Genomic DNA, 24,141 nt, shown 5'->3' with positions numbered 1-24,141 from the left:
TCCGCGCCGTCGGCGGGAAAGCGCACCGCGCCCACGCTCATGGTCGCACCGCGCGTGGGCCGCGTGCGATCCGCGCGCGCGAAGGCGTCGATCAGTTGCTGCGCGAGCGGGCCGGCGTCGTCGCCGTGACCGGGCAGCGCGATCGCGAACTGGTCGCCGCCAATCGAGCCGACCACGCTCTCGCTGCACTCGGCCTGCACGAGCCGCCGCAGGCGCTCGCCCGCGTATTCGAGCACGAGATCGGCGCCGTCGGGACCGAGCGCTTCGCGCGTTTTCTGCAGATCGTCGATCTCGACGACGAGCACGGTGAGCGCCGTGTCCGCGCGCCGGCAGCGCGCGAGCGAGAGATCGAGCCGTTCGAGAAACAGATCGCGATTGGGCAGGCGCGTGGCGCGGTCGTGATACGAGACGTACCAGAGCCGCGCCTCGGCTTGCGAGTGACGCGTGGTGTCGACGGCAATGCCGATGTAGTGCGCGTCGAGCGCGCCCGGCAGCGGCGCGAGCGCGAGCGAGACCGGCACGCGCGTGCCGTTGCGCTTCACGTAGGCCCATTCGCCCTGGAATCGCTCGATGCCGTGCGCGCCCTGCGCGCCGTTGGCGTCGTTGAGCGGTCCGGCGCGGCGCACGAGTTCGGCGGGATCGTGCAGGGCGATGAATTTGCGCTGGCCGATCAGGTCCTGCGCGCGATAACCGGTGAGCTGTTCGTACGCGGGATTCACGCGTGCGAAGACGCCATCGGCGCGGCACAGAAACGCGCCGAAGGGCGCGGCGAGAAAGGCCGTTTCGTAGACGGTGGGCGTGCTCATCGAAGTCGCGTGGTCGGTGCCCGCGCGCGCCGCAATCCGTGACTGCGCCGCGCGCCGTGCTTGTGGTTATGCGCTTCATTCAAGCAGGAGCCATGCCACGGCGCGGCGGCATCCGATGCGCGCGCAACAGCCCGATTACGTTCCCGCGCGTGCGGGGGTTACGTAACGCGGCGCGCGTGTCGCGTTACGGCGTTACGTAACGTCAGTAACGTCGGGCGAGCGTGTGCGCGCGTGCGTGTGTTACGACGCCTCGGGAACCGGCAGATTCAGACCGGGCGCGAGCCGCGTGGCCTTGAACTCCGTGACCGCGTAGGTGGCGAGTTCCTGTTGCGCGAACGGATCGGCGGCGAGGATCGCGTCGAGACGCGCGCGGTCCATATTCGACGCGACGATCACGCCGCCGTCGCGCGGCAGCTTCGGCCCGGCGGCGATGAAGTTGCCGGCGGCGAACTGCGCGTCGAGATAGACGCGATGCGCGGGCAGGGCGTCGTCGATACGTTCGTGCGAGACGCAATAGGTCAGGGTGACGATGTACATGATGATTCCGTGACGGTGAAGGGCAGCGGTTCAGGCCGCGCGCGCGTGACCGGCGAGACCCTGCAGCGCCGCGTACTGCAGCAGCATGATGGTCTTCCCATCCACGATCTCGCCGTGCTCGATCATCGCCAGCGCCTCGCCCAGCGGCAGTTCGAGCACGTCGAGATCCTCGCCTTCCTCGGCGATCCCGCCGCCCTCGCCGGTGCGCAGCGACGCATCGTATTCGCCGAGATAGAAGTAGAGCTTCTCCGTGACCGAGCCGGGGCTCATGAACGCCTCGAACACCTTGCGCAGATTGCGCACGCGATAGCCGGTTTCCTCCTCGACTTCGGCGCGGATGCGCGCCTCGGGCGAGGCGTTGTCGAGCAGACCGGCGGCCGTTTCGATCAGCATGCCGTCGTGGCCGTTGACGAACGCGGGCATGCGGAACTGGCGCGTGAGGACGACGTTGCCGGTCGCGGGATCGTGCAGCAGGATGGTCGCGCCGTTGCCGCGGTCGTAGGTTTCGCGGCTCTGGCGCTGCCAGGTGCCGTCGCGGCGCTGGTAGTCGAACGTGACTTTCTTCAGCACGTACCAGTTGTCGGACAGCACGGCGGTGTCGACGATGCGGATGCGGTCGCGGGTGGCGGTCATGGGCGTCTCCTGAGGCGGTTTTCCGGCATTTTGGGGGGCGCGGCTCGGCGTGCGGGCAGCACGAATCCGGCGCGATCTGCCTCGCATGGTAACGTGCAGTCTCGTGCAAATTCAAGAAAATTCGTGCAAACGTGCGGATAAAGCGCGTTGACTAACGCTCCCGATTCCGCCGCCCGGCGCCCGCTTTCACCCGCCCCTTCGCCGCAGCCGTCTCCGTTGTGGCCGCCACCTCGTCGTGCTGCGTGCGCACGATCTCGATCAGCCGCCGCGCGGCGGGCGACAGATAGTCGTCGTTGCGATGCACGACGCCGAACTCGCGCGTCATCGTCGTGACCGGATTCGGCAGTTCGACGAGCGCGGGCGTGAAGCGGCCCGCCTCCAGATTGCGCCGCGAAATAAAGCTCAGCAGGCCGGTTTCGGCGATCAGGCGCGGCACGGCCGCGATCGAACTCGTCATCACGGCGGCGCGCGGCGCGGGCAGGCCGTGGGCCGCGAACACCGCTTCGAGCCACTGTCGCGTGGCGACCGATTGCGCGGGCAGCACCCAGCCGCACGCCGACATCGCTTCGAGCGTCGCGCGCTTGCCCGCGAGCGGATGCGTGGCGCTGGCGGCGACCACCACGTCGTCGGCGAGGATGGGGATCTGCACGAGCGCGTCGTCGTGGCGGCCGAGCGGGCCGATCACCACGTCGAGCTGGCGCTTGCGCAAGGCGTCCTGCAGCACGTCGTTCATGCCGATCTGCAGTTCCACCACCACGGCGGGCGCTTCTTCGTGCAGCACCCGGCACGCCGTCGGCATGATGAATTCGGCGATGGTGGCCGCCGCGCCCACCTTCACCAGCCCCGAGAGACCCGCGCCGAGCGTCGCGATCTCGCGCTGCGTCTCGTCGAGCGTGCGTTCGACGAGACGCACGCGCTCCTGCAGCAGCCGCCCGGCGTCGGTCAGGCGGATGCCGCGTCCGCTGCGCTCGAACAGCGCCGCGCCGTAGTTCTGTTCGAGCCGGTCGATGCACTTGGAGAGCGCGGGCTGGGTGACGTGCAGCGCCTCGGCGGCGCGCCCCAGATGGCCGAGCTCGGCTACTTTCGCGAAATACATCAGGTCGCGGACCTGCAGATTCATGACCATGGCGACTGCCTTCCGGCGCGCGCGCCGCGAGGGAAATTCATAGCTGACAGGAATGGAAAGATGAAAAATCGAAAATAGACATTATGAGTCGAGGTGTCAACAATGACGACAGGAAGCAGGCGGCCACCGACCAGGCGCCCGCCTTCGAGATCATCAAGGAGACACCCGATGTCGTATCGCATTCTCGTCACCGCGCCGCGTCTGGCGCCCGCGGGTCAGCGCGTGCTGGCCGCCGCCCAGTGCGAGACCGTCTATATCGACGACGCCCAGGACGCCGCGCAGGTCGCGCGCATTCTCGCCACGCAACCCATCGACGCGGTCATTTCGCGCACGGTCGAGCTGAGCGGCGCGGCCATCGCCGCCTGCCCGACGTTGCGCGTGATCTGCAAGCACGGCGTGGGCGTGACCAATATCGACGTCGACGCCGCCACGCAGCGCGGCATTCCCGTTTTCACGACGCCCGGCACGAACACGCATTCGGTCGCGGAACTCGCGATCGGCCTGATGCTGGCCTCGGCGCGCAAGCTCAACTTCTTCGACAGCGAACTGCGCGCGGGCCGCTGGACCCGCACCGGCGACGGCCGTCAACTGCATGGCCGCACGCTCGGCCTCGTCGGTTACGGGCAGATCGGCAAGCGCGTCGCGGCGATCGCGCATGCGCTCGGCCTGCACGTGCGCGCCTTCGATCCGGTCGCGAAGCAGGCCGACGCGCAGCCGTTCGTCACGCTCGAAACCTCGCTCGACGCGCTGCTCGGGCAGGCCGACGTGCTGAGCCTGCATTGCCCCGTCAACGCGCACACGCGCAATCTGCTCGACGCCGAGGCGATCGCGCGTCTGCCCGATGGCGCGATCGTCGTCAACACGGCGCGCGGCGAACTGATCGACGAAGCGGCGCTCGTGGCCGCGCTGCGCAGCGGCAAGCTGGCGGCGGCGGGCCTCGACACCTTCCGCCACGAACCGCTGCCCGCCGACGATCCGCTCGCCGCGCTGCCCAACGTCGTGCTTACGCCGCACGTGGGCGGCTCGACGCCCGACGCGCTCGACGCCGTGGCCGTGTCCGCCGCCGAAACCTGCCTGCGTTTTCTGCGCGGCGAGGCGGTCGACGCCGCCGCCTGCGTGAACGGCGCCGTGCTTCAGAATCCTCACTCAGATCTCAAGGTCATCGCATGAACTCCCTCCAGGACCGGGCCGGCTGGCCCGCAGGTTTCTTCGTCGGGCAGCGCGCCTCGCTGCCCAGCGCCGCGCAGATCGAAGCGTTCCGCAGCGTGCCGGTCGCGCACGCGGGCGACTGCATGGGCCGCAGCACGGGCGCTTACGGCCTGAGCGCCTATCACCATTCGGTCACGCTGACGATGTGCGGCCCGGCCATCACGGTGCGCGTGCGTCCCGGCGACAACATGATGATCCACAAGGCGATCGAGCTGGCGCAGCCGGGCGACGTGATCGTCGTCGATGGCGGCGGCGATCTGACCCAGGCGCTGATCGGCGGACTGATGCGCACCTCGGCGCTCACGAAGAAGATCGGCGGCTTCGTGATCGACGGTGCAATCCGCGATCTCGCCGAATGGGCCGAAGGCGGCATGCCGGTCTACGCGCGCGGCCACACGTTCCGCGGCCCGAGCAAGGAAGGCCCGGGCGAAGTGAACGTGCCGATCGCGTGCGCGGGCATGGTCGTGAATCCCGGCGACCTGATTCTCGGCGACGCGGACGGCGTGATCGCCGTGCCGGTCGACCGGCTCGACGCGCTGCTGCCGCTGGTGCGCGCGCACGCGGACAAGGAAGACACGATCCGCGCGACCAACGCGGCGGGCAGCGCGGACCCGGAACGCTTCAACGCGCTGCTGCGCAAGAAGGGCTGCCCGGTTTAAACGACGCTCGATCGAACGCAGCGACACTAAAAAACAAGACAGGAGACAAGGCCATGCAATCGAGCACCCCCGTCGCCGGCGCGCGTGAAGTTCATGACGCGCGCACGGCGGCCGATGTGCCGCGTGCCTCGGAGGGCGCGCACGAAGTCCCTCGCGCGTATGCCGCGCCCGAGGCCCACGCGCGCCAGATCTCGGCGCGTCTCGACCGGCTGCCGCCCAGCGCGCCTGTGTGGCTTCTGATCGGCGCGCTCGCGCTCGGCGGCTGGTTCGAGATCTACGACATGTTCCTCACGGCCTATATCGGGCCGGGGCTCGTCAAGGCCGGCATCTTCACGAAAACGACGGCCTCGCTGTTCGATCTCGGCGGTCTCGGCGCGTTCGTCGCCGCGCTGTTTCTCGGGCTCTTCATCGGCACGATCGGCGTGGCCTTTATCGCGGACCGGCTCGGCCGCCGCCGCGTGTTCGTCGGCGCGCTGCTCTGCTACACGTTCGCCGCCGTGATGATGTCGCTGCAGGACGCGCCGGGCTGGATCGTGTTCTGGCGCGTGATCGCGGGCATCGGCGTGGGCGCGGAACTCGTGACCATCGACGCCTACGTCTCCGAGTTCGTGCCCGCGCGTCTGCGCGGCCGCGCCTTCGCCTTCGTGCAGGCAATCCAGTACACGTCGATTCCCACCATCGCGTTTCTGTCGTGGCAACTCGTGCCGATCGCGCCGTTCGGTCAGGACGGCTGGCGCTGGGTCGTGTGGATCGGCTGCTCGGGCGCGGTGTTCGTCTGGCTGATTCGCCTGGGTCTGCCGGAAAGCCCGCGCTGGCTGATCCAGCACGGCCGCGTGGCCGAGGCCGAAGCGATCGTCGCGCGGCTGGAAAAGCGCATCGAGCGCGCGACGGGCAAGCCGCTGCCGGCGGCCCGCGTCGAGCCGGCGAATAACGTTGCGCCCACAACCGTATCGGCGGAAAACGACAGCCCGTGGAACGCGCGCTATCGTCGCCGCACGATCATGCTGCTGGTGTTCAACTTCTTCCAGTCGATCGGCTATTACGGTTTCGCGAGCTGGGTGCCGACGCTGCTCGCCGAAAAAGGCGTGACGCTCACGCACAGCCTCTGGTATTCGTTTCTGATCGCCATCGCGAGTCCGCTCGGGCCGCTGCTGTCGATGCTGATCGCCGACCGCGTCGAACGCAAATGGCTGATCGTCGGCGCGTCGGCGGCGATGGCCGTGCTCGGCATCGTCTTCGCCCAGCAGCGCGAGCCGATGCTGCTCGTCGCGATGGGTCTGCTGATGACGCTGGCGGGCAACTGCATGACGTTCTCGTACCGCACTTACCAGGCCGAACTGTTCCCGACGCGCATGCGGGCGCGCGCCATCGGCCTCGTCTATTCGGCGAGCCGCATCAGCGCGATGCTTTCGGGTTTCCTGATCGGCTTCTTCCTGCGTCACCTGGGCGTGCCCGGCGTGTTCGCGCTGATCGCCGGATCGATGTTCGTGGTGATGCTCACGATCGGCCTGTTCGGCCCGCGCTCGCGCGGCCTGAGCCTCGAACAGATCTCTGGTTAATTTCGCCTTGCCTGAGGGCACCGCATGTTCTATCTCGATGAACCGCCGCGCGTCGTGCCGACGCGCGTGTTTTCCACGATGCCGGCGCGCTTTCGCCAGACCGGCGTGCGCTCGGCCTGGGCCAACGCCAACAAGGCGGGGCAGAGCGTCGACAGCTTCCTCGAAGGTCCGGCGTTCGACGCGCAAGGGCGGCTTTATGTCGTCGATATTCCGTTCGGCCGCATCTTTCGCATTGAAGGTGGTGAGGGCGGCCAGGGCGGCGGTGAAAGTGAACGCGACTGGACGCTCGTCGCGCAATACGAAGGCGAGCCGAACGGCCTCAAGTTCCATCCGGACGGCCGCATCCTGATCGCCGATTATCGCAACGGCATCATGCAGCTCGACCCGCAAAGCGGACGCGTCGAGCCGCTGCTGACCTCGCGTAACGGCGAGTCGTTCAAAGGCTGCAACGACCTCGCGATCGCCGCGAACGGCGACATCTATTTCACCGATCAGGGACAGACGGGGCTGCAGGATCCCACGGGCCGCGTCTACCGTCTGCGCGCCGACGGCCGCCTCGACTGCCTGCTCTCGAACGGCGTGAGCCCGAACGGACTCGTGCTCGATCCGTCGGGCCGCGTGCTGTACGTGGCGATGACGCGCGACAACGCCGTCTGGCGCGTGCCGCTGCTCGACAACGGCGGCACCGCGAAAGTCGGCCGCTTCTGCTCGCTGTTCGGCACGAGCGGCCCCGACGGCCTGGCGATGGACGAAGCGGGCAACCTTTACGTCGCGCACGCCTCGCTCGGCCATGTGTTCGTGTTCGCGCCGAACGGCGCGTGCATCGCGCGCGTGAAATCGTGCGCGGGCGAGACGGTGACCAACCTCGCCTTCGGCGGCCCGCAGCGCAAGCAGATCTTCATCACCGAATCGAAGAGCGGCAATGTGCTGGTCGCCGACGCGATCGCGCCCGGCATCGCCTTGCCGCGCGTCGCCTGATCCGCAGCGAGGAGCGCGCCATGACCGCCGCCTTCAGCCTGAGCGACTATCCGCTCGCCAACCATTCCGCGCCGCGCACGGGCACGTCGCCGCCGATTCCGCGCCGTCTCGCGCGCGTGCTTTCGCTCGCCGACTTCGAAGTCGCGGCGCGTCGCCATCTGCCGCGCCCGATCTTCGCCTACGTGAGCGGCGGCTGCGAAACCGACCGCTCGCTGCGCGAGAACCGCGCCGCGTTCGAGGAGTACGACTGGGTGCCGCGCGTGCTCGTCGACACCTCGCAGCGCACGCTCGACACGACGCTGTTCGGCCACACCTATGCCGCGCCGTTCGGCATCGCGCCGATGGGCATCAGCGCGCTCTCGGCGTATCGCGGCGATCTGATCCAGGCGCAGGCGAGCGCGCTCGCGAACCTGCCGATGATCATGAGCGGGTCGTCGCTGATCCGCATGGAGGAGATCGCGCAGGCGAATCCGCAGGCGTGGTTCCAGATGTACGTGCCGGGCGAGCCGAAGACGATCGCGGCGCTCGTGGACCGCGTCGCGCAGGCGGGCTTTCGCACGCTGGTGCTGACCGCCGACGTGCCCGTGTCGGGCAATCGCGAGAACAATCTGCGCGCGGGATTTTCGACGCCGCTGCGTCCCGGCCCGCGTCTCGCGTGGGATGGGCTGACGCACCCGCGCTGGCTGTTCGGCACCGCGCTGCGCACGCTCTGGCGTCACGGCATGCCGCACTTCGAGAACTCGCGCACCACCCGCGGCGCGCCGATTCTCTCGTCGAACGTGCTGCGCGACTTCGGCGCGCGCGACCATCTGAGCTGGGAGCATTTGCGGATGATCCGGCAGCGCTGGCGCGGCACGCTGGTGCTCAAGGGCATTCTCGATCCGGACGACGCGCGCCGCGCCCGCGAACTCGGCGTGGACGGGTTGATCGTGTCGAATCACGGCGGACGTCAGCTTGATGGCTCAATCGCGCCGCTGCGCGCGTTGCCGCGCGTGGTGGCGGCCGTCGACGCGGATTGTCCGGTGATGATCGACAGCGGTTTCCGACGCGGCGGCGACGTGCTGATGGCGCTGGCGCTCGGCGCGCGCGCCGTGTTTATCGGCCGTCCGTTCAACTATGCAGGCGCGGTGGCGGGGCAGGCGGGGCTGCTGCACGCGTTCGCGATCGTCGCGGCGGAAATGCGCCGCAACATGGCGCTGCTCGGCGTGACGCGTCCCGACGACGTCGATGCGAGCCGCTTGCGGCGGCGCGGCGAGTGAGGCGTTGCTGACGCGCGCGGCGCTCAGGTGAGGTTCAGGCCGCCGTCCGAGAGCAGAATCTCGCCCGTCAAATAATCCGAGGCGACGAGCAGCGACACCGCTTGCGCGATGTCCTCGGGGCTGGCGGCGCGGCGCATCGGCGAGCGTTCTCGCCAGAGTGCTTGCGCCTGCGTCCACTGCGCCGTGAGCGGCGTATCGACGAGACCGGGCGCGACCGCGTTCACGCGCACGTCCGGCGCGAGCGTGAGCGCCAGCAGACGCGTGACGTGGTTCAGCGACGCTTTGCTCGCGGCGTAGGGAATCGACGCGCCCTTGGGCCGCACACCCGCATGCGAACTCACGTTGACGACGCAACCCGCCTTGCCGCGCGCGGCGGCTTCACGCAGCATCGGCAGCGCTTCGGTGACGAGCCGGAACGGCGCGACCACGTTCACCTCGTTCAATTCCTGCCAGACCTCCGGCGTGGCCGCGGCGAGATCGTCGTGCGGGATCACGCGGCTGATGCCCGCGTTGTTGACCAGCACGTCGAGGCGGCCCCAGAGCGCAGCGGCTTCGCGGATGAGGCGGGTTCGATCGGCGTCGTTGGCGAGATCGGCTTGCACGTAGGCCGCGTTGCCGAGTTCGCGGGCCATCGCCTCGCCCGTTTCCGCCGAGTTGCGGGAATGCAGGATGACTGAATAACCGTCGGCGTGAAGGCGGTGCGCAATGGCCGCGCCGATGCCGGAAGTCGAGCCCGTGACGAGGGCGACGGGTTGCGGGGTTTTCATCGGGAATGCTCTGGACAAGGCCGGTCGATGCGTATCAGCGGACGATTGTCGGTGATTCGGCGGGTGGTGTCACGCGATGCACGCGCACACTCGAATGCACACGGGCGAGCCGCCGCTCGCCCGCTTTCAGACGGCTTCCAGTCTTATTGCAGATTGCACACCTTGCGCGACACGAGCGCGCGATCGTATGCCGCGAACCATCCGGTCGTCTCGCGCGTGAACAGCGCGGTCAGGAAGAGCGCGATCACCATGAGTCCGGCGATGAAATACAGCGCCGTGTTATAGCCGCTCGCGTTGCCGAGACCGCCGCCCGCGTTGATGAGCGCGCCGATCACGAACGGACCGAAGCCGCCGAGATAGATGCCCACATTGATGATCGACCCCGCGATGCCGGTCGTGCCCGGTTTGGTCGAATCGAATGCAATCGCGTACACGAGCGTGTAAGGCGCATTCAGCGCGAAACCCGCGAACAGCTGGATCGCGACGAGCGTGCCGAGACTCACCGACGAATACTTGAACAGCAGCATGCCGACCGTCAGCCAGACAAACAGGATCATGAGGCACAGCTTGCGGCCGAGCCGGTCCGAAATCCATCCCCAGACGATCTGGCCGATGCCGCCCGTGATCGTGAACAGCACGCTATACGCGGCCGCTTCCGCAAAGTTGTAGTGCGCGACGAACGCGAGATATTGCGGCAGCCAGAAGCTGATCCCGAAGTAACCGACGATCGCGAGCAGCGAGATCAGACCGATCACCGAGATGTTCGGATTGCGCATCGCGACGCCGAAGGAACCGGGAGGCGCGCCCGCGCCGTGTTCGAGATCGGGCGACAGCGGCGGCGTTTCGCCGATGCTCTGGACGTGCGCGTGGAACTGGTCGTAGCGCTTCGCGTTGCAATAGATCCAGTACCACGCGAACACGACGATCATCGGGATCGGAAACAGCAGGAACGCGAGACGCCAGTTCTGCGGACCATACACGCTGAGCAGTCCGCTGATGGCGAAACCGCCGAGCAGCGAGCCCCACGGAAAACCGGTGTGGTGAATGCCGAGCGCGAGGCCGCGGCGTTCCTTCGACCACCATTCGGCGAGCGACGTGACTTCGATCGATTCGCCCGCGCCGCCAAATGCATGCGAGAGCACCTGCATCGCGATGAGTACGCCGATCGAGGCCGTCAGCACGGTCACGCCGGAGAGGCAGGTGAACAACGTATAGCCGATGACGATCGGCAGATGCCGGTATTTGCGTCGCCAGCCGTGGCCGCCTTTGTCGGCCCAGATCATCGTCGGGATGGCGATCAGCGCCGTCGACATGGTGATGATCGTCGCGTAGAGCCCGATGGTCTGCGCGCTCGTGCCGAATTCTTTGGTGATCGACGGCAGCACCGCGAACAGCATGCTGCGCGAATTCGCATCCATCGCGTAGACGAGCCATAGCAGCAGCAAGGCCATCCATGATTGCGGCGCGACCGCGCGCCGTTTTGCGGGCGAGGCGACGCGCGCCGGCGCCAGCCCCTTATCTGCCGTTTCCATACCCAACCTCCTGAATGATCTCTGACGAATCGTGAATTCGCGTGTTGTTTGAATGTTATGAAGCGCTTCAAATTTTGTGGCGGCTAACGCGGCGGATGGGCTCGGTTGCGCGTAAATATGAAGCGCTTCAATTGTGATCCTGGAAAAATGCAAATGGTATAGAGGGTTTTCCCTGTGAGTTGGAAATAGTGCGTAATTGATGGGTATTTCTTGACATTCTGAATCGGATGCGCAATTCTGAAAGCGCTTCAAATTTGTCTGCGGAGTCGTCGCGATGGCGAATCGGGGTCGTTCACACGGCGCGTAGTCAGACGAATTTGTAGCGTTTCATAACCGACCGGGCGGCAAGACGGATGCCGATCCCGGCAACTTATTCCCTGGAGGAGCGTCACATGGCGCAAGCAGAGACAACGCAAGGCCGCGCGTATGCGGTCAACGGCACGGAGCTGTGGGTGGAGGACACGGGCGAGCAGGATTTGCCGGTGATTCTCTGTCTGCATTCGTGCTTTCTCGACAACTCGATGTTCGATGGCCTGGTCGAAGCGGCCGCGGGCAAATTCCGCGTGGTTCGCCCGGATTTTCGCGGTCAGGGCAAGAGCCGGTATCACGATGTCGACATCATCACGATGGACGAGTGCGCGGACGATATCGCCGCGCTGATCGACCGGATGGCGCTGCGCGACATCAACGTCATGGCGCAGTCGATGGGCGGCGACGTTGCATTTCGCCTCATCGCGCGCGACCAGGCGCTGTTTCGTTCGCTGATCGTGGCGGGTTCGTCCGCGTGCGGCGAGCCGCCGGGGCAGGGCGCGCAATTCGCACAGTGGGTGGTCGACGCGGGCGAGCGCGGATTCACCGGCGATGTGCTCGAACTGACGATGGCCGTGATGTTCGGCAAGACCACGCGCGCGAATCCCGACAAGCAGGCGCTCGTGGGTTTCTGGCGCGAACGCATTGCCGCGCTGCCGAAGACGCTGCGTCCGGCGATGAAGGGCGTCATGCATCGCGAGACTTCGGTGCCGCTGCTGGCGTCGATCCGCATTCCGGTGCTGATCATCAATGGCGAAGAAGACATGCCGCGTCCGCCCGCCTGGTCGGACGAGATGAAGCGCGAGCTGCCGAATTCGCGCCTGATGCGTCTCACGAAGATCGGCCACAGCCCGACGCTCGAAGCGCCGGACGTGGTGCTGCCCGCGATCGTCGACTTCTTCACGACGCCGCGCGTCTGAAGGCGCAGGTCGGCGCGGTGCAGCGTCGTCGTCCGCAGCGCGCTCGCGATGCTCGTGCGCGGGCCGCACGGCCGACGGCGAGGCGGCAGCCGGTTCAGGTCGTCTTCACGTCGCCGATTTTTCGTTGCAAATATGAAGCGCTTCAAATAAAATTGACCCAGTAAAGTCCGCCTCATGCGGATTGGGTTAGATTAAATATGAAGCGCTTCATATTCACTCTCTTGCGATTTACCCGTTAATTCTGGAGTCTTTATGTCGTCACTACTCGAACGCCGGCCCGACGAGCAGGCCATTCCGTATGCGCTGCCGCAGGTTCCGTTCATGTCGCCGGACCTCGTGCATCTCGGCGTGCTCGATCAGTGGTTGAAGGACGACGCGCTGTGGGTGCCCACCACGGCGACGGTCTCGTTCAAGCCGCTGCTGCTCAGCGCGAGCCAGGGCTATTACGTGAATCTGCTGCGCGTGCGGCAATCGGGGGTGTTGTCGCGGCACCGGCATACCGGCCCGGTTCACGCGATCGTGCTGAAGGGGCGCTGGTACTACCTCGAACACGACTGGATCGCGGAGCAGGGTTCGTACGCGCACGAGCCGGCTGGCGAGACGCACACGCTGTACGTGCCCGAAGGCGTCGACGAGATGATTACGTGGTTCCACGTGACGGGCGGCTACACCTACGTGGACCCGCAGGGCGTGGCCGTAGGCTACGAGGATGTGTTCACGAAGATCGAGGCCGCGACGCGCCACTACGAAGCGTCGGGCCTCGGCGCCGACTATGTGAAGCAGTTCATCCGCTGATCGGCCGGTGTGCGCCGGTTGCGGCGCGCGGGCTCAGGCCTTTCGCGCCGCGCGCTTGCGTGACGGCGCCGGACGCGCCGGTGCCTTCCCGAGGCTTTCGCGCAGCACGATTTCGCAGGCAACGGTGGCCGGATCGTCGAATTTGCGCTGTTCGGCCATGCCGACGATACGGCGCGCCGCGAGCACGCCGATTTCCTTGGTAGGCACGCGGATGGTGGTGAGCGGCGGATTCATGAGCGCGGCGAGTTCGATGTCGTCCATGCCGGTGATCGAGAGATCTTCCGGCACGCGCAGACCGAGCACGCCGCATTCGTACATCGCGCCGATGGCTTGCAGGTCGGTATGGCAGATGAGCGCCGTGGGCCGCTGCGCCATGGCGGCGAGGCGGCGCACCGCGTCGCGCCCGCCTTCGAGCGAGAACGGTTCCTCGATCACGCAGTCTTCCGTGAGTTCGAAGCCGGCCTCGCGCATGGCGTCGGCCGTTCCGGCCACGCGTTGCACCGCGCGCGGATTGTTCGCGCGCGTGCCGCACACCACGGCGATGCGCTCGTGGCCGCGCGCGAGCACTTCGCGCGTCATGTCGTAAGTGGCCTGGCGGTTGTCGAAACCGATGCACTCGCCGTAACGCGATTCGCCGATTTGCCAGGTCAGCACGAGCGGAATGCGACGCTGGCGCATGAGGTCGAAAACGCGGTCTTCATGCGAGGTGCCGACCAGCACGACGCCGTCGACGCCGCGTTCGACCACCGCGCGCACCACGTCGTACTCGCGCTCCGGCTTGTATTCGTGGATCGCGAGCACGACCTGGTAATTGAGGCCCCAGAGCGTTTGCTGAAGCGTTTGCAGCGAGTCGACGAACGCCGGGTTGTACATCGTGGGATAGATTGCGCCGATCGTGTGCGTCTTGCGCGACGCGAGCGCGCGCGCCGCGCCGTTGCTCACATAGCCGAGCTGCTCGACCGCGCGCTTCACCAGGGCGAGCGTTTTGGGCTTGACCTGGTCGGGCACGGAGAGCGCACGCGACGCACTTCCCAGCGACACGCCGGCAAGTTTCGCGACGTCTTCGAGGGTCGGGCGGGGCGGATCGGATTTCGTCATGGAGTTCGGCGGCGCCAGCAAGGAAACAGTCGTTCACCATTGTGCCTTACGGGTAAACGTTCGTGTTGACAAACCTCAATCCGGACTCAATAATTGAAGCGCTTCAAATATGGATGTATCGAACAATATGCGACCAATGTCGTAGAAGAAACGAATCGATCCGATTCATATGAACAAAAAATGAAGCGATTCATATTTGCTGTGAAATACATGCCGCGTGAGCCGCGAAGCCGGCGCGGCGGGACGAATGGAGGAGACGCATGAGACATCAGGATCGCGTGGTGCTGGTCACGGGCGCGCTGGGCGGCATCGGTTCGGCGATCGTCGAACGCTATCTGGCGGAAGGCGCGCGCGTCGGGATCGTCGATCTCGACGCGGCGGCGGGCCGCGACCGGGCCGCCGAATGGACGCGTGCCGGCGGCCGCGTGCATTTCGCCGCCGCCGACGTCGGCCGCTACGACGACTGCGCGCGCGCACTGGCCGAAGTGTCCGCCGAACTCGGCGACGTCGACACGCTGGTGCTCAACGCGGGCATTTCGCCGAAGCACAACGGCGCGCCCAGACGCATCTACGAAATGAGCGAAACGGAGTGGGCGCGCGTCGTCGACGTGAACCTGAACAGCGCGTTTCATTTCAGTCGCGTCGCGTCGCCCTCGATGGTCGCGCGCGGGTTTGGACGCATCGTGACCATGTCGTCGGTGGCGGGCCGCGCGTACCTCGATATCGTCGGCGCGCATTACAGCGCCACCAAGGGCGCGCTGATCGCCTTGACGCGTCATCTTGCGGGCGAGCTCGGGCCGCACGGCATCACCGTGAACGCGCTCGCGCCGGGGCGCATCGACACGCCGCTGCTGCGCACGGTGTCCGGCGACGCGAATGCGGCGGTGGTCGAGGCGACGCCGTTGCGCCGCCTCGGCACGCCCGACGAGGTGGCGTCGGTGAGCGCGTTTCTGACCTCGGCGGACGCGAGCTTCGTCACCGGCCAGGTGATCGACGTCGCGGGCGGCTGGTTGATGACCTGATGGCCTGTCCAGGGAGCGCACCATGTTGAGAACCATCGGTTTCCCCGGCCAGTACACCCAGGGGCCGGGCGCGCTCGATGCGCTCGGCGAGCAGCTTGCGCATGCGGGCTTCGCGCGCGCCGTGATGCTGTGCGATGCGGCGGTCGGCGAGTCGCTGTGGCCGCGCGTCGACGCCTCGCTGCGCCGCGCCGGACTCGACGCGCATCGCGCGACGTTTCCGGGCGAATGCACGAAAGGCGCGATTGCCGATCTCGCGAACCGCGTGCGTGCGTTCGCGCCGGACGTCGTCGTCGGGCTGGGCGGCGGCAAAGCGATCGACTGCGCGAAAGGCGTGGCGATGGCGCTCGGCACGCAGGTTGCCGTCTGCCCGACGATCGCCTCGAACGACGCGCCGACGAGCCGCCTGATCGTGCTCTACGACGACGATCATCGCGTGGTCGGCGTGGACTATCTGAGCCGCAATCCCGTGCTCGTGCTGGTCGATACCGACGTGATCGTGCGCGCGCCCGTGCGCTTTTTCGCGGCGGGCATCGGCGACGCGATCAGCAAGCGCTTCGAGGCCGCGCAATGCTTTGCGTCGGGCGGCCATAACTCGTTCGGCACACCGCCGCTCGATACTGCGCTGCGCCTCACGAACATGGTGTACGACGTGCTGATGAGCGACGGTCGTGCGGCGTACGCGGCCGTCGCCGCGGGACGGCTCGACGCGACGGTCGAACGCGTCGTCGAGGCGACCGTGCTGCTGAGCGGCGTGGGATTCGAAAGCGGCGGCTTGTCGCTCGCGCATGCGCTGATTCGCGGGCTCACGGCGATCCCGTCGATTTCGTCGATGCTGCATGGCGAGCTGGTCGCGTTCGGCACGCTCGTGCAGATGGAAGCCGAAGGACGAAACGATCAGGATATCGAAGCATTGATCGAATTGCTTGTGGCGGTGGCGCTGCCCGTGACGCTGCGCGAGCTGGGCCAGCGCGATGCGCTCACGCAGGCGGAGCAGGACACGATCGTCGATGCCACGCTGGCCGCCGCGTACAGCCGCCACATGACGCCGCCGCTGACGGCCGGGCGCCTTGCGCGCGCGCTGCACGACGCGGACCGGCGAGGCGAAGCGGCGCTGCGGCGGCGCGCCGCCGCCACGATTGCGCCGGCCACAGCGCCCGGCCTCGTATGACACTCACACGGAAGGAGACATCGATGGAAGCCAGAAACGTACCGCATGTGAGCGAACTGCTCGCGAATTCGCCGAAAAACTGGGGCAAATGGGGCCCCGAGGACGAAGTCGGTTCGCTGAACTACCTGACTGCCGCGCAGATCCTGAAGGGCATCGCCACGGTGCGTCAGGGCAAGACCTTCACGCTGCAGGTGCGCATGGGCGACCCGGACGGCGATCCGGTCTGGCCGGGCCGCCAGGGCGCGAAGCGGATGAGCGTGATGGATCGCGGCCACTACAACTGCGGCAAGGGGCCGGTCTTTCCGGGCTCGTATCAATACGCCGACGACGTGATGTTCATGTATCTGCAAGGCTCCACGCAGTACGACGCGCTCGGGCACGTCTGGTACGACGATCAGATCTGGAACGGCTACGACGCGGATACGACGATCGGCGGTCTGGCCAAAGCCAGCGTCTGCCCGATCGGCGAGCGCGGCGTGGTGGGGCGCGGCGTGCTGATCGACATCGCGCGCCATCGCGGCAAGGACGTGCTCGATCCGGGTGAGACTTTCACGCATCGCGATCTGCTCGACGCGGCGCAAGCGCAGGGCGTGACGATCGAGAAGCGCGATATTCTCGTGATTCGCACCGGCTGGATCGGCTCGTTCTACAAGCGCGACCGCGCCGAGTTCTACGCCAATTTCAAGGAGCCGGGCCTGACTTATAGCCCGGAACTCGTGCAATGGTTTCAGGACATGGAGATTCCGAACCTCGTGACCGACACGATTGCGAACGAGGTGACGACCGATCCGGTCTCGGGCGTCGATCTGCCGCTGCACAATGCGCTGATGCGCAATCTGGGCATCGCGCTGACCGAGATCGCGCAACTCGACGCGCTCGCCGACGATTGCGCGCAGGACGGCCAGTATGCGTTCCTGTACACGGCGGCGCCGTTGAAGGTCGTGGGCGGCACGGGCGCGCCGGTCAATCCGATCGTCATCAAGTAGGCGCGCGTTCTTGCGTTGCGTGGTGTTCGCGCGGCCCGCGTGGGCCGCGCGATGCCGTTCATGGCGCCGCGCCACTCTCTTCCCGCGCCGCCCGCACCACCTCGATCAACGCCCGCAACCCCGCGGGAATATGGCGATTGCCTGGAAAGTACAGAAACAACCCAGGTATCGCCGGACACCAGTCTTCGAGCACGGCCACGAGCCGCTTGCGCGCCAGCGCGTCGCGCGCGTAAGGCTCCGGTACGTAAGCGATGCCGAGCCCGTCGAGCGCGGCTTCCACCATCAGCATGTTGCTGTCGAGCGTGAGCGCGCCGGGCGGATCGATCGCGACCGCCTCGCCATGTCGCGCGAATTCCCAGCGATAACGCCGTCCGCCCGGCAGACGCTGGCGGATGCAGCGATGCGCCTGCAAATCGCCGGGCAGCACGGGACGCCCCTGCTTGCGCAGATAGCGCGGCGAGGCCACGGCGAGAAAACGCAGATCGTCACTGATGCGAACGGCGATCATGTCCTTGTGCACGGCCTCGCCGAGCCGCACGCCCGCATCGAAACCCTCCGCGACGATATCGACGAAACGCCCCTCCGACACCAGATCCAGTTCCATCTGCGGATACTGCGCGAGAAAACGCGGCACGACGGTTTGCAGCAGATGGCGGATCGCGCCGTCGCTGCCGTTGATGCGCAGCGAGCCGCGCAGCGCCTCGTCGTCGCGCGCCACGTCGTCGAGTGCGTGATCGAGTTCGCTGAGCACGGGTCGCAGGCGGGCGAGCAGCCGCTCGCCGGCTTCGGTCAGCGAGACGCTGCGCGTCGTCCGATGCAGCAGCCGCACGGAGAGCGTGTTTTCGAGCCCGCGCATCGCGTGGCTCAGCGCCGAACGCGACACGCCCAGCTCGCCCGCCGCCTGCACGAAACTGCGCCGCGCGGCGACCGTCATGAACGCCTGGAGATCGGCGAGCGTCGGCTTGCCCGGCGGCTTGCTGGTGGACTTGCTCATTGGTGAATTTTCCTCAACATGAGATGCCGATTAGCGGGGCTTCTGCGACGAATCATACCGCTCTAGCATGAAGGCAACATTCATCGAGGGAGCGCAAACATGACGAAGAACTGGCTGATCACCGGTGCATCGAGCGGGCTTGGACGGGGCATGACGGAGCGCCTGCTGGCGCGCGGCGACGCCGTCGTCGCGACGCTGCGCAAGCCCGGTGCGCTCGACGACTTGCGCGGGCGATATGGAGAGCGCCTGCACATCGTCGAACTCGATCTGACGCGACTCGACACGCTGCGCACCGCCGTGGCGCACGCGTTCGCGACGCTGCCGCGCATCGACGTGGTGGTGAGCAACGCGGGATACGGCCTGTTCGGCGCGGCGGAGGAACTCGACGACGGGCGCATCGAGCAGCAGATCGCGACCAATCTGACCGGCTCGATGCAGTTGATTCGCGCGGTCGTGCCGCGTCTGCGCGAGCAGGGCGGCGGGCGCATCGTGCAGGTGTCGTCCGAGGGCGGCCGCATCGCCTATCCGGCGTTCAGCGCGTATCACGCGACCAAGTGGGGCATCGAGGGTTTCGTCGCGGCGGTCGCGCAGGAAGTGGCGCCGTTCGGTATCGACTTCGTGATCGTGGAGCCGGGCGCGACGCGCACGAATTTCGGCGCGGGCCTCGATCGCGCGCAGCCGATGCGCGTCTACGACGCCACGCCGGTGGGCGAGATTCGCCGCGCGCTCGACGCGGGTTATTTCGAATTCGCCGATGCGGCGAAGACCGTCGACGCGATGATCGCGACGATCGACAGCGCGTCGCCGCCTTTGCGTCTCGCGCTCGGGCGGTCGGCGTATGAATCGATTCGCGCGTCGTTGATCCGGCAGCTCGAAGCACTGGAAGCGCAGAAGGACGTCGCGCTATCGGTGATGGAGAAAGCGTGAACGGCGAGCGTTGGCGCTCGCCGTTCATTTCACGTTGATACGCTTGCGCGTGGATGCGCCCGCTTACTTGAGCAGATCGCGGATCGCTTCGCCCACGCCGGTCGCCGATTGCGGATTCTGGCCGGTCACGAGCTTGCCGTCGACGGCCACCGTGCGCGTCCATTCCGCGCCCGGCTGCATCTGCGCGCCGCGTTGCGCGAGCGTGCTGGAGAGCAGGAACGGCACGACCTGCGTGAGGCCGACGGCTTCTTCTTCGGCATCGGTGAAGGCGGCGACCTTGCGGCCCGCGACGAGATAGCGGCCGTCGCTGAGCGTCACGTTGACCAGCGCGGCGGGACCGTGGCAGACCGCGCCCACCACGCCGCCCGCTTCCCACACGGCGCGCGTTTTATCGTTGACGGCCGCGCTGGTCGGGAAGTCCCACATCGCGCCGTGGCCGCCCGCGAAAAAGATCGCGGAAAGCGTGCTCGGGTCGACGTCGGCGAGCGCTTTCGACTGCGCGATCGCGGCGCGAAAACGGGCGTCGTTCCAGTAGCGCGCGTTCACGGGATCGTCGAGATCGAGGCCGTCGACGGGCGGCTCGCCGCCCTGGATCGAGGCGAATTCGACCGGAATGCCGGCGGCTTCGAGGACGGCGAGCGGATGCGTCACTTCCGACAGATAGAAGCCCGTGGGATCTCCACCTTCGCCCTTGCTGCCGTGGCTGGTCATGACGATAAGAACCGGTTTCATGTCGATGCTCTCAAGAATGTGAGTGTGTGGAAAATCAGGCCGTGACGTCGTGCGCGGCTTCGTTGGCGCTGTCGTGCGCGGCGTCGCCCGTGTAATGCGGGTAGTCGGTGTAGCCGTGCGCGTCGCCGCCGTAGTAGGTGCTCGCATCGACCTTCGCGATGGCCCAGCCGTGGCGGAAGCGCTCGACGAGATCCGGGTTCGCGATATACGGCGCGCCGAACGCGGCGAGGTCGATCGTGCCGCTGGCGAGCAGCGCGCTGGCCTTCTGGAAATCGAGGCCGCCCGCGAGGATCAGCGTGGCGCCGCTTGTGCCGCGCGTTTCGCTGCGATACGCGGCGCGGAAGCGTTCGAGAAAACCGGCGGGCATGGCGGGCGCGCCGCGGCTGGCCTGATCCATGATGTGCACGTAGGCGATGCCGCGCGCGCCGAGTTCGCGGGCGAGATAGAGGAAGGTGTCCGCTTCGCCTTCGAAGTCGCCGAGTTCGTGCAGTCGGCCAAACGGCGAGAGCCGGATGCCGACGCGCTCGCGCCCGATGCGCGCAATGCAGGCGTCCACCACGGCGAGCGCGAAGCGCGCGCGGTTTTCCACCGTGTCGCCGCCGTAGGCGTCCGTGCGGTCGTTGACCGCGCCGTTGATGAACTGCTCGACCAGATAGCCGTTCGCGCCGTGAATTTCGACGCCGTCGAAGCCGGCGTCCACGGCGTTCTGCGCGGCGTTCGCGAAGTCCTCGATCACGCGCGCGATTTCGTCGAGCGTGAGCGCGTGCGGCTTGCTCGCCGTCACGAAGGCGGGCTGGCCGTGCTCGTCGTAACCGAACGCGGAACTCTTCGCGGCCTGCGCAGTGGTCGAGCTGACCGGCGCCGCGCCGCCCGGTTGCAGCGAGACGTGGCTCATGCGGCCCACGTGCCAGATCTGCGTGAAGATCGTGCCGCCGAGGTCGTGCACCGCGTCGGTCACGTGGCGCCACGCGGCCACCTGCGTGTCGTTCCAGATGCCGGGGCAATCGACGAAACCATTGCCTTCGGGGCTGATCGGCGTGCCTTCCGTGACGATCAGGCCCGCGCTCGCGCGCTGCGCGTAGTAGCGCACGGTGGCGGCGTTGGGCACGTTGCCGGGCGCGCGGGCGCGCGTCATCGGCGCCATCACCACGCGGTTGCGGAGCGGGCGGCCCGCGAGATCGTAGGCATCGAAAAGTGTCGTCATGGTGCTGGCTGTCCTTGGCTGCGGCGTGCGCGCGTCTTCGAAACAACCATTGTGAGCGCCGTGGATTCCTTTTCCTAGCCAGTGCAATGGAATATCATTTGTGAACTAAATTCTGGAATCAAACGTTCACATGGACAGTCGAAGCGGCGAAATGCGGGTGTTCACGCGCGTGGTCGAAACCGGCAGTTTTTCGGCGGCGGGCAAGACGCTGGAGCTCACGCCTTCGGCGGTCAGCAAGGTGATCAGCCGCCTCGAAGAACGGCTCGGTGTGCTGCTGTTTCAGCGCTCCACGCGCCATCTCGCGGTGACCAACGAAGGGCGGCTGTTCTACGACAGCTGCGTGCGCATTCTCGACGACATCGACGAAGCCGAGCACGGCATCGCCGAGGGCATCACGGCGCCGCACGGCGCGCTGCGCATCAACGTGTCGATTCCGATGGGCACGCATTACATCGTGCCGCTGATGCCGCTGTTTACCGCGCGCTATCCCGGCATTCGCGTCGATCTCTCGTTGACGGACGCGGTGGTGGATCTGCAGCGCGAACGCGTCGACGTGGCCGTGCGCACGGGGCCGTTATCGGATGCGAATTTTCACGCGCGCAAGCTCGGGTCGACAGGACGCGCGGTCGTCGCCGCGCCGCGTTATCTGGAAGCGCACGGCGTGCCGCAAGCGCCGGAAGATCTCGCGGCTCACCGCTGTTTCAACTTCAACTTTCGCCGCGCGATGGACGAGTGGCCGTTTCGCATCGACGGGCGCGTGTTTCACTTTCCCGTGCGCGGCGACATCCTCACGAACAACGGCGCGACGATGCGCCAGATGACGCTCGAAGGTCTCGGCATCAGCCGTCTGGGCCTCTTTCATATCAAGGACGATCTCGCGTCGGGACGCCTTGTCGAACTGCTGCCCGACTACAACCCGGGCGACATCGAAGACATCCACGTGATCTTCAGCAATCAGCGTCACATGACCGCGCGCGTGCGCGTGTTCATCGACTTCCTCGTGGAGACGTTGAGTCCCAGATTGGAAGCTTGAGTTGCAGACGTGAAGCACCGCGTGCTACCGTGCAGACTCGTGAAATTACAAGAAAATTCGTGCAAATCATGCTGACGAGTCAACGCAAGAAAGCGATTCTCGATGCACTCGAACGCGACGGCCAGGTGCTGGCGGGCGCATTGAGCGTGGAGTTCGGCGTATCCGAGGACACGGTGCGGCGCGACCTGCGCGAACTGGCCGCCGAAGGGCGATTGCAGCGTGTGCATGGCGGCGCGCTGCCCGCTTCGCCGGCCGTTGCGCCGCTCGCGCAGCGTCAGGATATGGACGTGGCCGCGAAGCAGCGCGTCGCGCGCAAGGCCGCGGCGATGATCGAGCCGGGGCAGGTCGTGATCGTCGATGGCGGGACCACGTCGGCGCTGCTGGTGCAATGCCTCGCGCCCGATCTGGAGGCGACCGTGGTCACGCACAGTCCGAGCGTAGCCGTGGCGCTGGCGGCGCATCCGTCGATCGACGTTGTGCTGATCGGCGGCAAGCTCTACAAGCATTCGCTCGTGGCAGTGGGCGCGGCGGCCGTCGAGGCCATGTCGCACGTGCATGCCGATCTCTACTTCATGGGCGTGACGGGCGTGCATGCGAAGGCGGGACTGAGCACCGGCGACTTCGAAGAGGCCTACGTGAAGCGTGCGCTCGCGCAGCGCGCGGCGGAAACGGTCGTGCTGGCGTGCGCGTCGAAGCTCAACACGGCGTCGCCGTATCGCATCGGCGAACTCGATCTGGCGCAGACGCTCATTGTCGATGCGGGCGCGGACGCGCGGCTCGTGAAGTCGATCGAAAAGGCGGGCTTGACGGTGGTGAAGGCGTAACGGGAGTTTCGAGCCTGAAAACAGGCTCGAAACGTTTGATCAGGATGTCGAAGTAAATACGAGTGACGTTGTTGAACTGTGAAGTTATCCTTATTATTTGACGAGATTTTAAAGCCAGTCAAATAGCAATTCGCGTTGAGAAATAAGCGAAGCAATCAGCGGTTTCAGACTGCCAATCGACATTTAATTACAAATGCTTTACATGTTTAGCGTTTACCCGGTGAAATTTCTTTAATGCACCAATGTGCGGCGTTTTAAATGCGCCGCACCAATTTGATTCATTTCACTTAAATTGAAATACAAAAGAAATGTTCATTTTGGTATTTGTAATATTTGTAGCTTCCTGCATTTAAATTTGAAGTAGGTCAATATCCAGGACGCTCTACGGGCGGGATTTATAGCGGTTTAGAATAACTTCTCTAATTTCGGTAATCTCCCATCAAAAAAAGTTTACTGAGCTTTTTTTTACTTGCTATCGTTCAGTCCGCCACACGCGTTAATGAACTTCGACACACATTTGTCACCGCGCCATGCGTGAGGATGCTGTCGAAGCGCCGGAAATAACGCGATGCCGCAGTCCGCTTCCGTGCCAGCGCATGAATCGGGTTTACCACAACGGATCCCGATGCAATGCATGCCATTCGGACTGCGAAAGAAACACCTGACTTGATGCAGCGCCCGCGCCCGACCGGTGCCGGCGCTGCTGCACAGCGGAAAGTGGGCGCAAGACGCCCGAGGGAGCGAAGGTGGTGATGAAAGGGGAAGTCGGTTTGCAATCGGCGGGCGCCGCGCTGCAACGGCCCGCGCGGCCTCGCGAGTTCGGCCGCAAGCAGCAGAACCCGGTGCGCCGTTTCGGCGGCATCGCGATCGTCCTGCTGCTGCACATCGTGCTGATCTACGCGTTGATCAACGGCCTCGCGACCAAGGTCGTGCAGGTCATTCAGCATCCCATCGAAACGAAGATCATCGAGCCGGTGAAGCCGCCGCCGCCGCCGCCGTTGCCGACCGTGCAGCTGCCGCCGCCGAAGTTCACGCCGCCGCCGCCGCCGCCGTTCGTGCCGCCG

The 24,141-nt window shown here is 66.2% G+C and carries 23 protein-coding genes and 1 pseudogene; 14 read left to right on the top strand and 10 right to left on the bottom strand.

Annotated elements, in window-relative coordinates; all coding sequences use genetic code 11:
- The 4 genes from G3N97_RS22380 to G3N97_RS22365 form a co-directional block, all read right to left on the bottom strand.
- Positions 1-806: diguanylate cyclase (locus G3N97_RS22380; protein WP_205995159.1), on the bottom strand; the 806-nt coding region annotated here is incomplete at its 3' end.
- A gap of 240 nt (positions 807-1,046) precedes the next feature.
- Positions 1,047-1,343 (bottom strand): YciI family protein, encoded by a 297-nt coding sequence (locus tag G3N97_RS22375; protein ID WP_205995158.1) that lies wholly within the window; start codon positions 1,341-1,343, stop codon positions 1,047-1,049.
- 30 nt (positions 1,344-1,373) lie between these two features.
- Positions 1,374-1,976 (bottom strand): NUDIX domain-containing protein, encoded by a 603-nt coding sequence (locus tag G3N97_RS22370; protein WP_205995157.1) that lies wholly within the window; start codon positions 1,974-1,976, stop codon positions 1,374-1,376.
- Between the two features lie 151 nt (positions 1,977-2,127).
- Positions 2,128-3,096 carry a LysR substrate-binding domain-containing protein gene (locus G3N97_RS22365; RefSeq protein ID WP_205995156.1) on the bottom strand — a complete coding sequence of 323 codons (969 nt, stop codon included), beginning with the start codon at positions 3,094-3,096 and terminating at the stop codon, positions 2,128-2,130.
- A gap of 174 nt (positions 3,097-3,270) precedes the next feature.
- Here G3N97_RS22365 and G3N97_RS22360 point away from each other — a divergent pair, with 174 nt between their 5' ends.
- From G3N97_RS22360 to G3N97_RS22340, 5 genes are read left to right on the top strand one after another with little or no spacing between them, the layout of a single operon-like run.
- Positions 3,271-4,272, top strand: a complete 1,002-nt coding sequence (locus G3N97_RS22360; RefSeq protein ID WP_241030755.1) for a hydroxyacid dehydrogenase — start codon at positions 3,271-3,273, stop codon at positions 4,270-4,272.
- Positions 4,269-4,970, top strand: coding sequence for an RraA family protein (locus G3N97_RS22355; RefSeq protein WP_205995154.1), 702 nt, complete (start codon positions 4,269-4,271; stop codon positions 4,968-4,970). Before G3N97_RS22360 ends, G3N97_RS22355 begins: the two co-directional genes overlap by 4 nt.
- Before the next feature lie 53 nt (positions 4,971-5,023).
- Complete coding sequence (locus G3N97_RS22350; RefSeq protein WP_205995153.1) at positions 5,024-6,529, top strand: MFS transporter; 1,506 nt, start codon at positions 5,024-5,026, stop codon at positions 6,527-6,529.
- Between the two features lie 24 nt (positions 6,530-6,553).
- Positions 6,554-7,507 (top strand): SMP-30/gluconolactonase/LRE family protein, encoded by a 954-nt coding sequence (locus G3N97_RS22345; protein WP_205995152.1) that lies wholly within the window; start codon positions 6,554-6,556, stop codon positions 7,505-7,507.
- Positions 7,508-7,527: 20 nt separating this feature from the next.
- Positions 7,528-8,766, top strand: coding sequence for an alpha-hydroxy acid oxidase (locus G3N97_RS22340; RefSeq protein ID WP_205995151.1), 1,239 nt, complete (start codon positions 7,528-7,530; stop codon positions 8,764-8,766).
- 23 nt (positions 8,767-8,789) lie between these two features.
- On the opposite strand, the gene G3N97_RS22335 is transcribed toward G3N97_RS22340, so the two are convergent.
- A complete protein-coding gene (locus tag G3N97_RS22335; protein WP_205995150.1) occupies positions 8,790-9,533 on the bottom strand; it encodes an SDR family oxidoreductase in 744 nt (247 codons plus the stop codon).
- Positions 9,534-9,676: 143 nt separating this feature from the next.
- Positions 9,677-11,065 carry an MFS transporter gene (locus G3N97_RS22330; protein WP_065063866.1) on the bottom strand — a complete coding sequence of 463 codons (1,389 nt, stop codon included), beginning with the start codon at positions 11,063-11,065 and terminating at the stop codon, positions 9,677-9,679.
- Positions 11,066-11,457: 392 nt separating this feature from the next.
- Between G3N97_RS22330 and G3N97_RS22325 the strand changes: the two genes are divergently transcribed.
- Together G3N97_RS22325 and G3N97_RS22320 are read left to right on the top strand one after the other, a co-directional pair.
- A complete protein-coding gene (locus G3N97_RS22325; RefSeq protein WP_205995149.1) occupies positions 11,458-12,294 on the top strand; it encodes an alpha/beta hydrolase in 837 nt (278 codons plus the stop codon).
- 252 nt (positions 12,295-12,546) lie between these two features.
- Positions 12,547-13,089, top strand: a complete 543-nt coding sequence (locus G3N97_RS22320; protein ID WP_065063869.1) for a 2,4'-dihydroxyacetophenone dioxygenase family protein — start codon at positions 12,547-12,549, stop codon at positions 13,087-13,089.
- Between the two features lie 33 nt (positions 13,090-13,122).
- Here the strand turns inward: G3N97_RS22320 and G3N97_RS22315 are convergent, their stop codons facing one another.
- The gene (locus G3N97_RS22315) at positions 13,123-14,187 is read right to left on the bottom strand and encodes a LacI family DNA-binding transcriptional regulator (RefSeq protein WP_065063871.1); all 1,065 of its coding nucleotides are present in this window, start codon (positions 14,185-14,187) and stop codon (positions 13,123-13,125) included.
- A 260-nt stretch (positions 14,188-14,447) separates the two neighbouring features.
- Here G3N97_RS22315 and G3N97_RS22310 point away from each other — a divergent pair, with 260 nt between their 5' ends.
- From G3N97_RS22310 to G3N97_RS22300, 3 genes are read left to right on the top strand one after another with little or no spacing between them, the layout of a single operon-like run.
- Entirely contained in the window at positions 14,448-15,209 is a 762-nt protein-coding gene (locus tag G3N97_RS22310; RefSeq protein ID WP_176081375.1) for an SDR family NAD(P)-dependent oxidoreductase, read from the top strand.
- A gap of 22 nt (positions 15,210-15,231) precedes the next feature.
- A complete protein-coding gene (locus G3N97_RS22305) occupies positions 15,232-16,377 on the top strand; it encodes a glycerol dehydrogenase (RefSeq protein ID WP_205995148.1) in 1,146 nt (381 codons plus the stop codon).
- 23 nt (positions 16,378-16,400) lie between these two features.
- Positions 16,401-17,363: a cyclase family protein gene (locus G3N97_RS22300; protein ID WP_065063878.1), complete on the top strand. Its 963-nt coding sequence runs from the start codon at positions 16,401-16,403 to the stop codon at positions 17,361-17,363.
- A 58-nt stretch (positions 17,364-17,421) separates the two neighbouring features.
- On the opposite strand, the gene G3N97_RS22295 is transcribed toward G3N97_RS22300, so the two are convergent.
- Positions 17,422-18,357, bottom strand: a complete 936-nt coding sequence (locus G3N97_RS22295; protein ID WP_205995147.1) for a LysR family transcriptional regulator — start codon at positions 18,355-18,357, stop codon at positions 17,422-17,424.
- 99 nt (positions 18,358-18,456) lie between these two features.
- Here G3N97_RS22295 and G3N97_RS22290 point away from each other — a divergent pair, with 99 nt between their 5' ends.
- On the top strand, positions 18,457-19,284 hold the full coding sequence (locus tag G3N97_RS22290) for an SDR family oxidoreductase (RefSeq protein ID WP_205995146.1): 828 nt from the start codon (positions 18,457-18,459) through the stop codon (positions 19,282-19,284).
- A gap of 63 nt (positions 19,285-19,347) precedes the next feature.
- Here G3N97_RS22290 and G3N97_RS22285 read toward each other — a convergent pair whose 3' ends face one another.
- Both G3N97_RS22285 and G3N97_RS22280 read right to left on the bottom strand, forming a co-directional pair.
- Positions 19,348-20,016 carry a type 1 glutamine amidotransferase domain-containing protein gene (locus G3N97_RS22285; protein ID WP_074983238.1) on the bottom strand — a complete coding sequence of 223 codons (669 nt, stop codon included), beginning with the start codon at positions 20,014-20,016 and terminating at the stop codon, positions 19,348-19,350.
- Positions 20,017-20,050: 34 nt separating this feature from the next.
- Complete coding sequence (locus tag G3N97_RS22280; RefSeq protein WP_205995145.1) at positions 20,051-21,220, bottom strand: alkene reductase; 1,170 nt, start codon at positions 21,218-21,220, stop codon at positions 20,051-20,053.
- 130 nt (positions 21,221-21,350) lie between these two features.
- Here G3N97_RS22280 and G3N97_RS22275 point away from each other — a divergent pair, with 130 nt between their 5' ends.
- From G3N97_RS22275 to G3N97_RS22265, 3 genes and pseudogenes are all read left to right on the top strand, one after another.
- Positions 21,351-22,253, top strand: coding sequence for a LysR family transcriptional regulator (locus tag G3N97_RS22275; protein ID WP_205995144.1), 903 nt, complete (start codon positions 21,351-21,353; stop codon positions 22,251-22,253).
- Between the two features lie 68 nt (positions 22,254-22,321).
- Positions 22,322-23,077 (top strand): DeoR/GlpR family DNA-binding transcription regulator, encoded by a 756-nt coding sequence (locus G3N97_RS22270; RefSeq protein WP_205995143.1) that lies wholly within the window; start codon positions 22,322-22,324, stop codon positions 23,075-23,077.
- 752 nt (positions 23,078-23,829) lie between these two features.
- Positions 23,830-24,141 (top strand): annotated as a pseudogene (locus G3N97_RS22265) (energy transducer TonB); the annotation flags it as partial.

Origin of the sequence: Paraburkholderia sp. Ac-20347, assembly GCF_017104805.1 — a bacterium.
Taxonomy (GTDB): Bacteria; Pseudomonadota; Gammaproteobacteria; order Burkholderiales; family Burkholderiaceae; genus Paraburkholderia; species Paraburkholderia tropica.
Note: the sequence above shows the minus strand (reverse complement) of the source record. Positions and strands in the feature narration are given on the sequence as shown.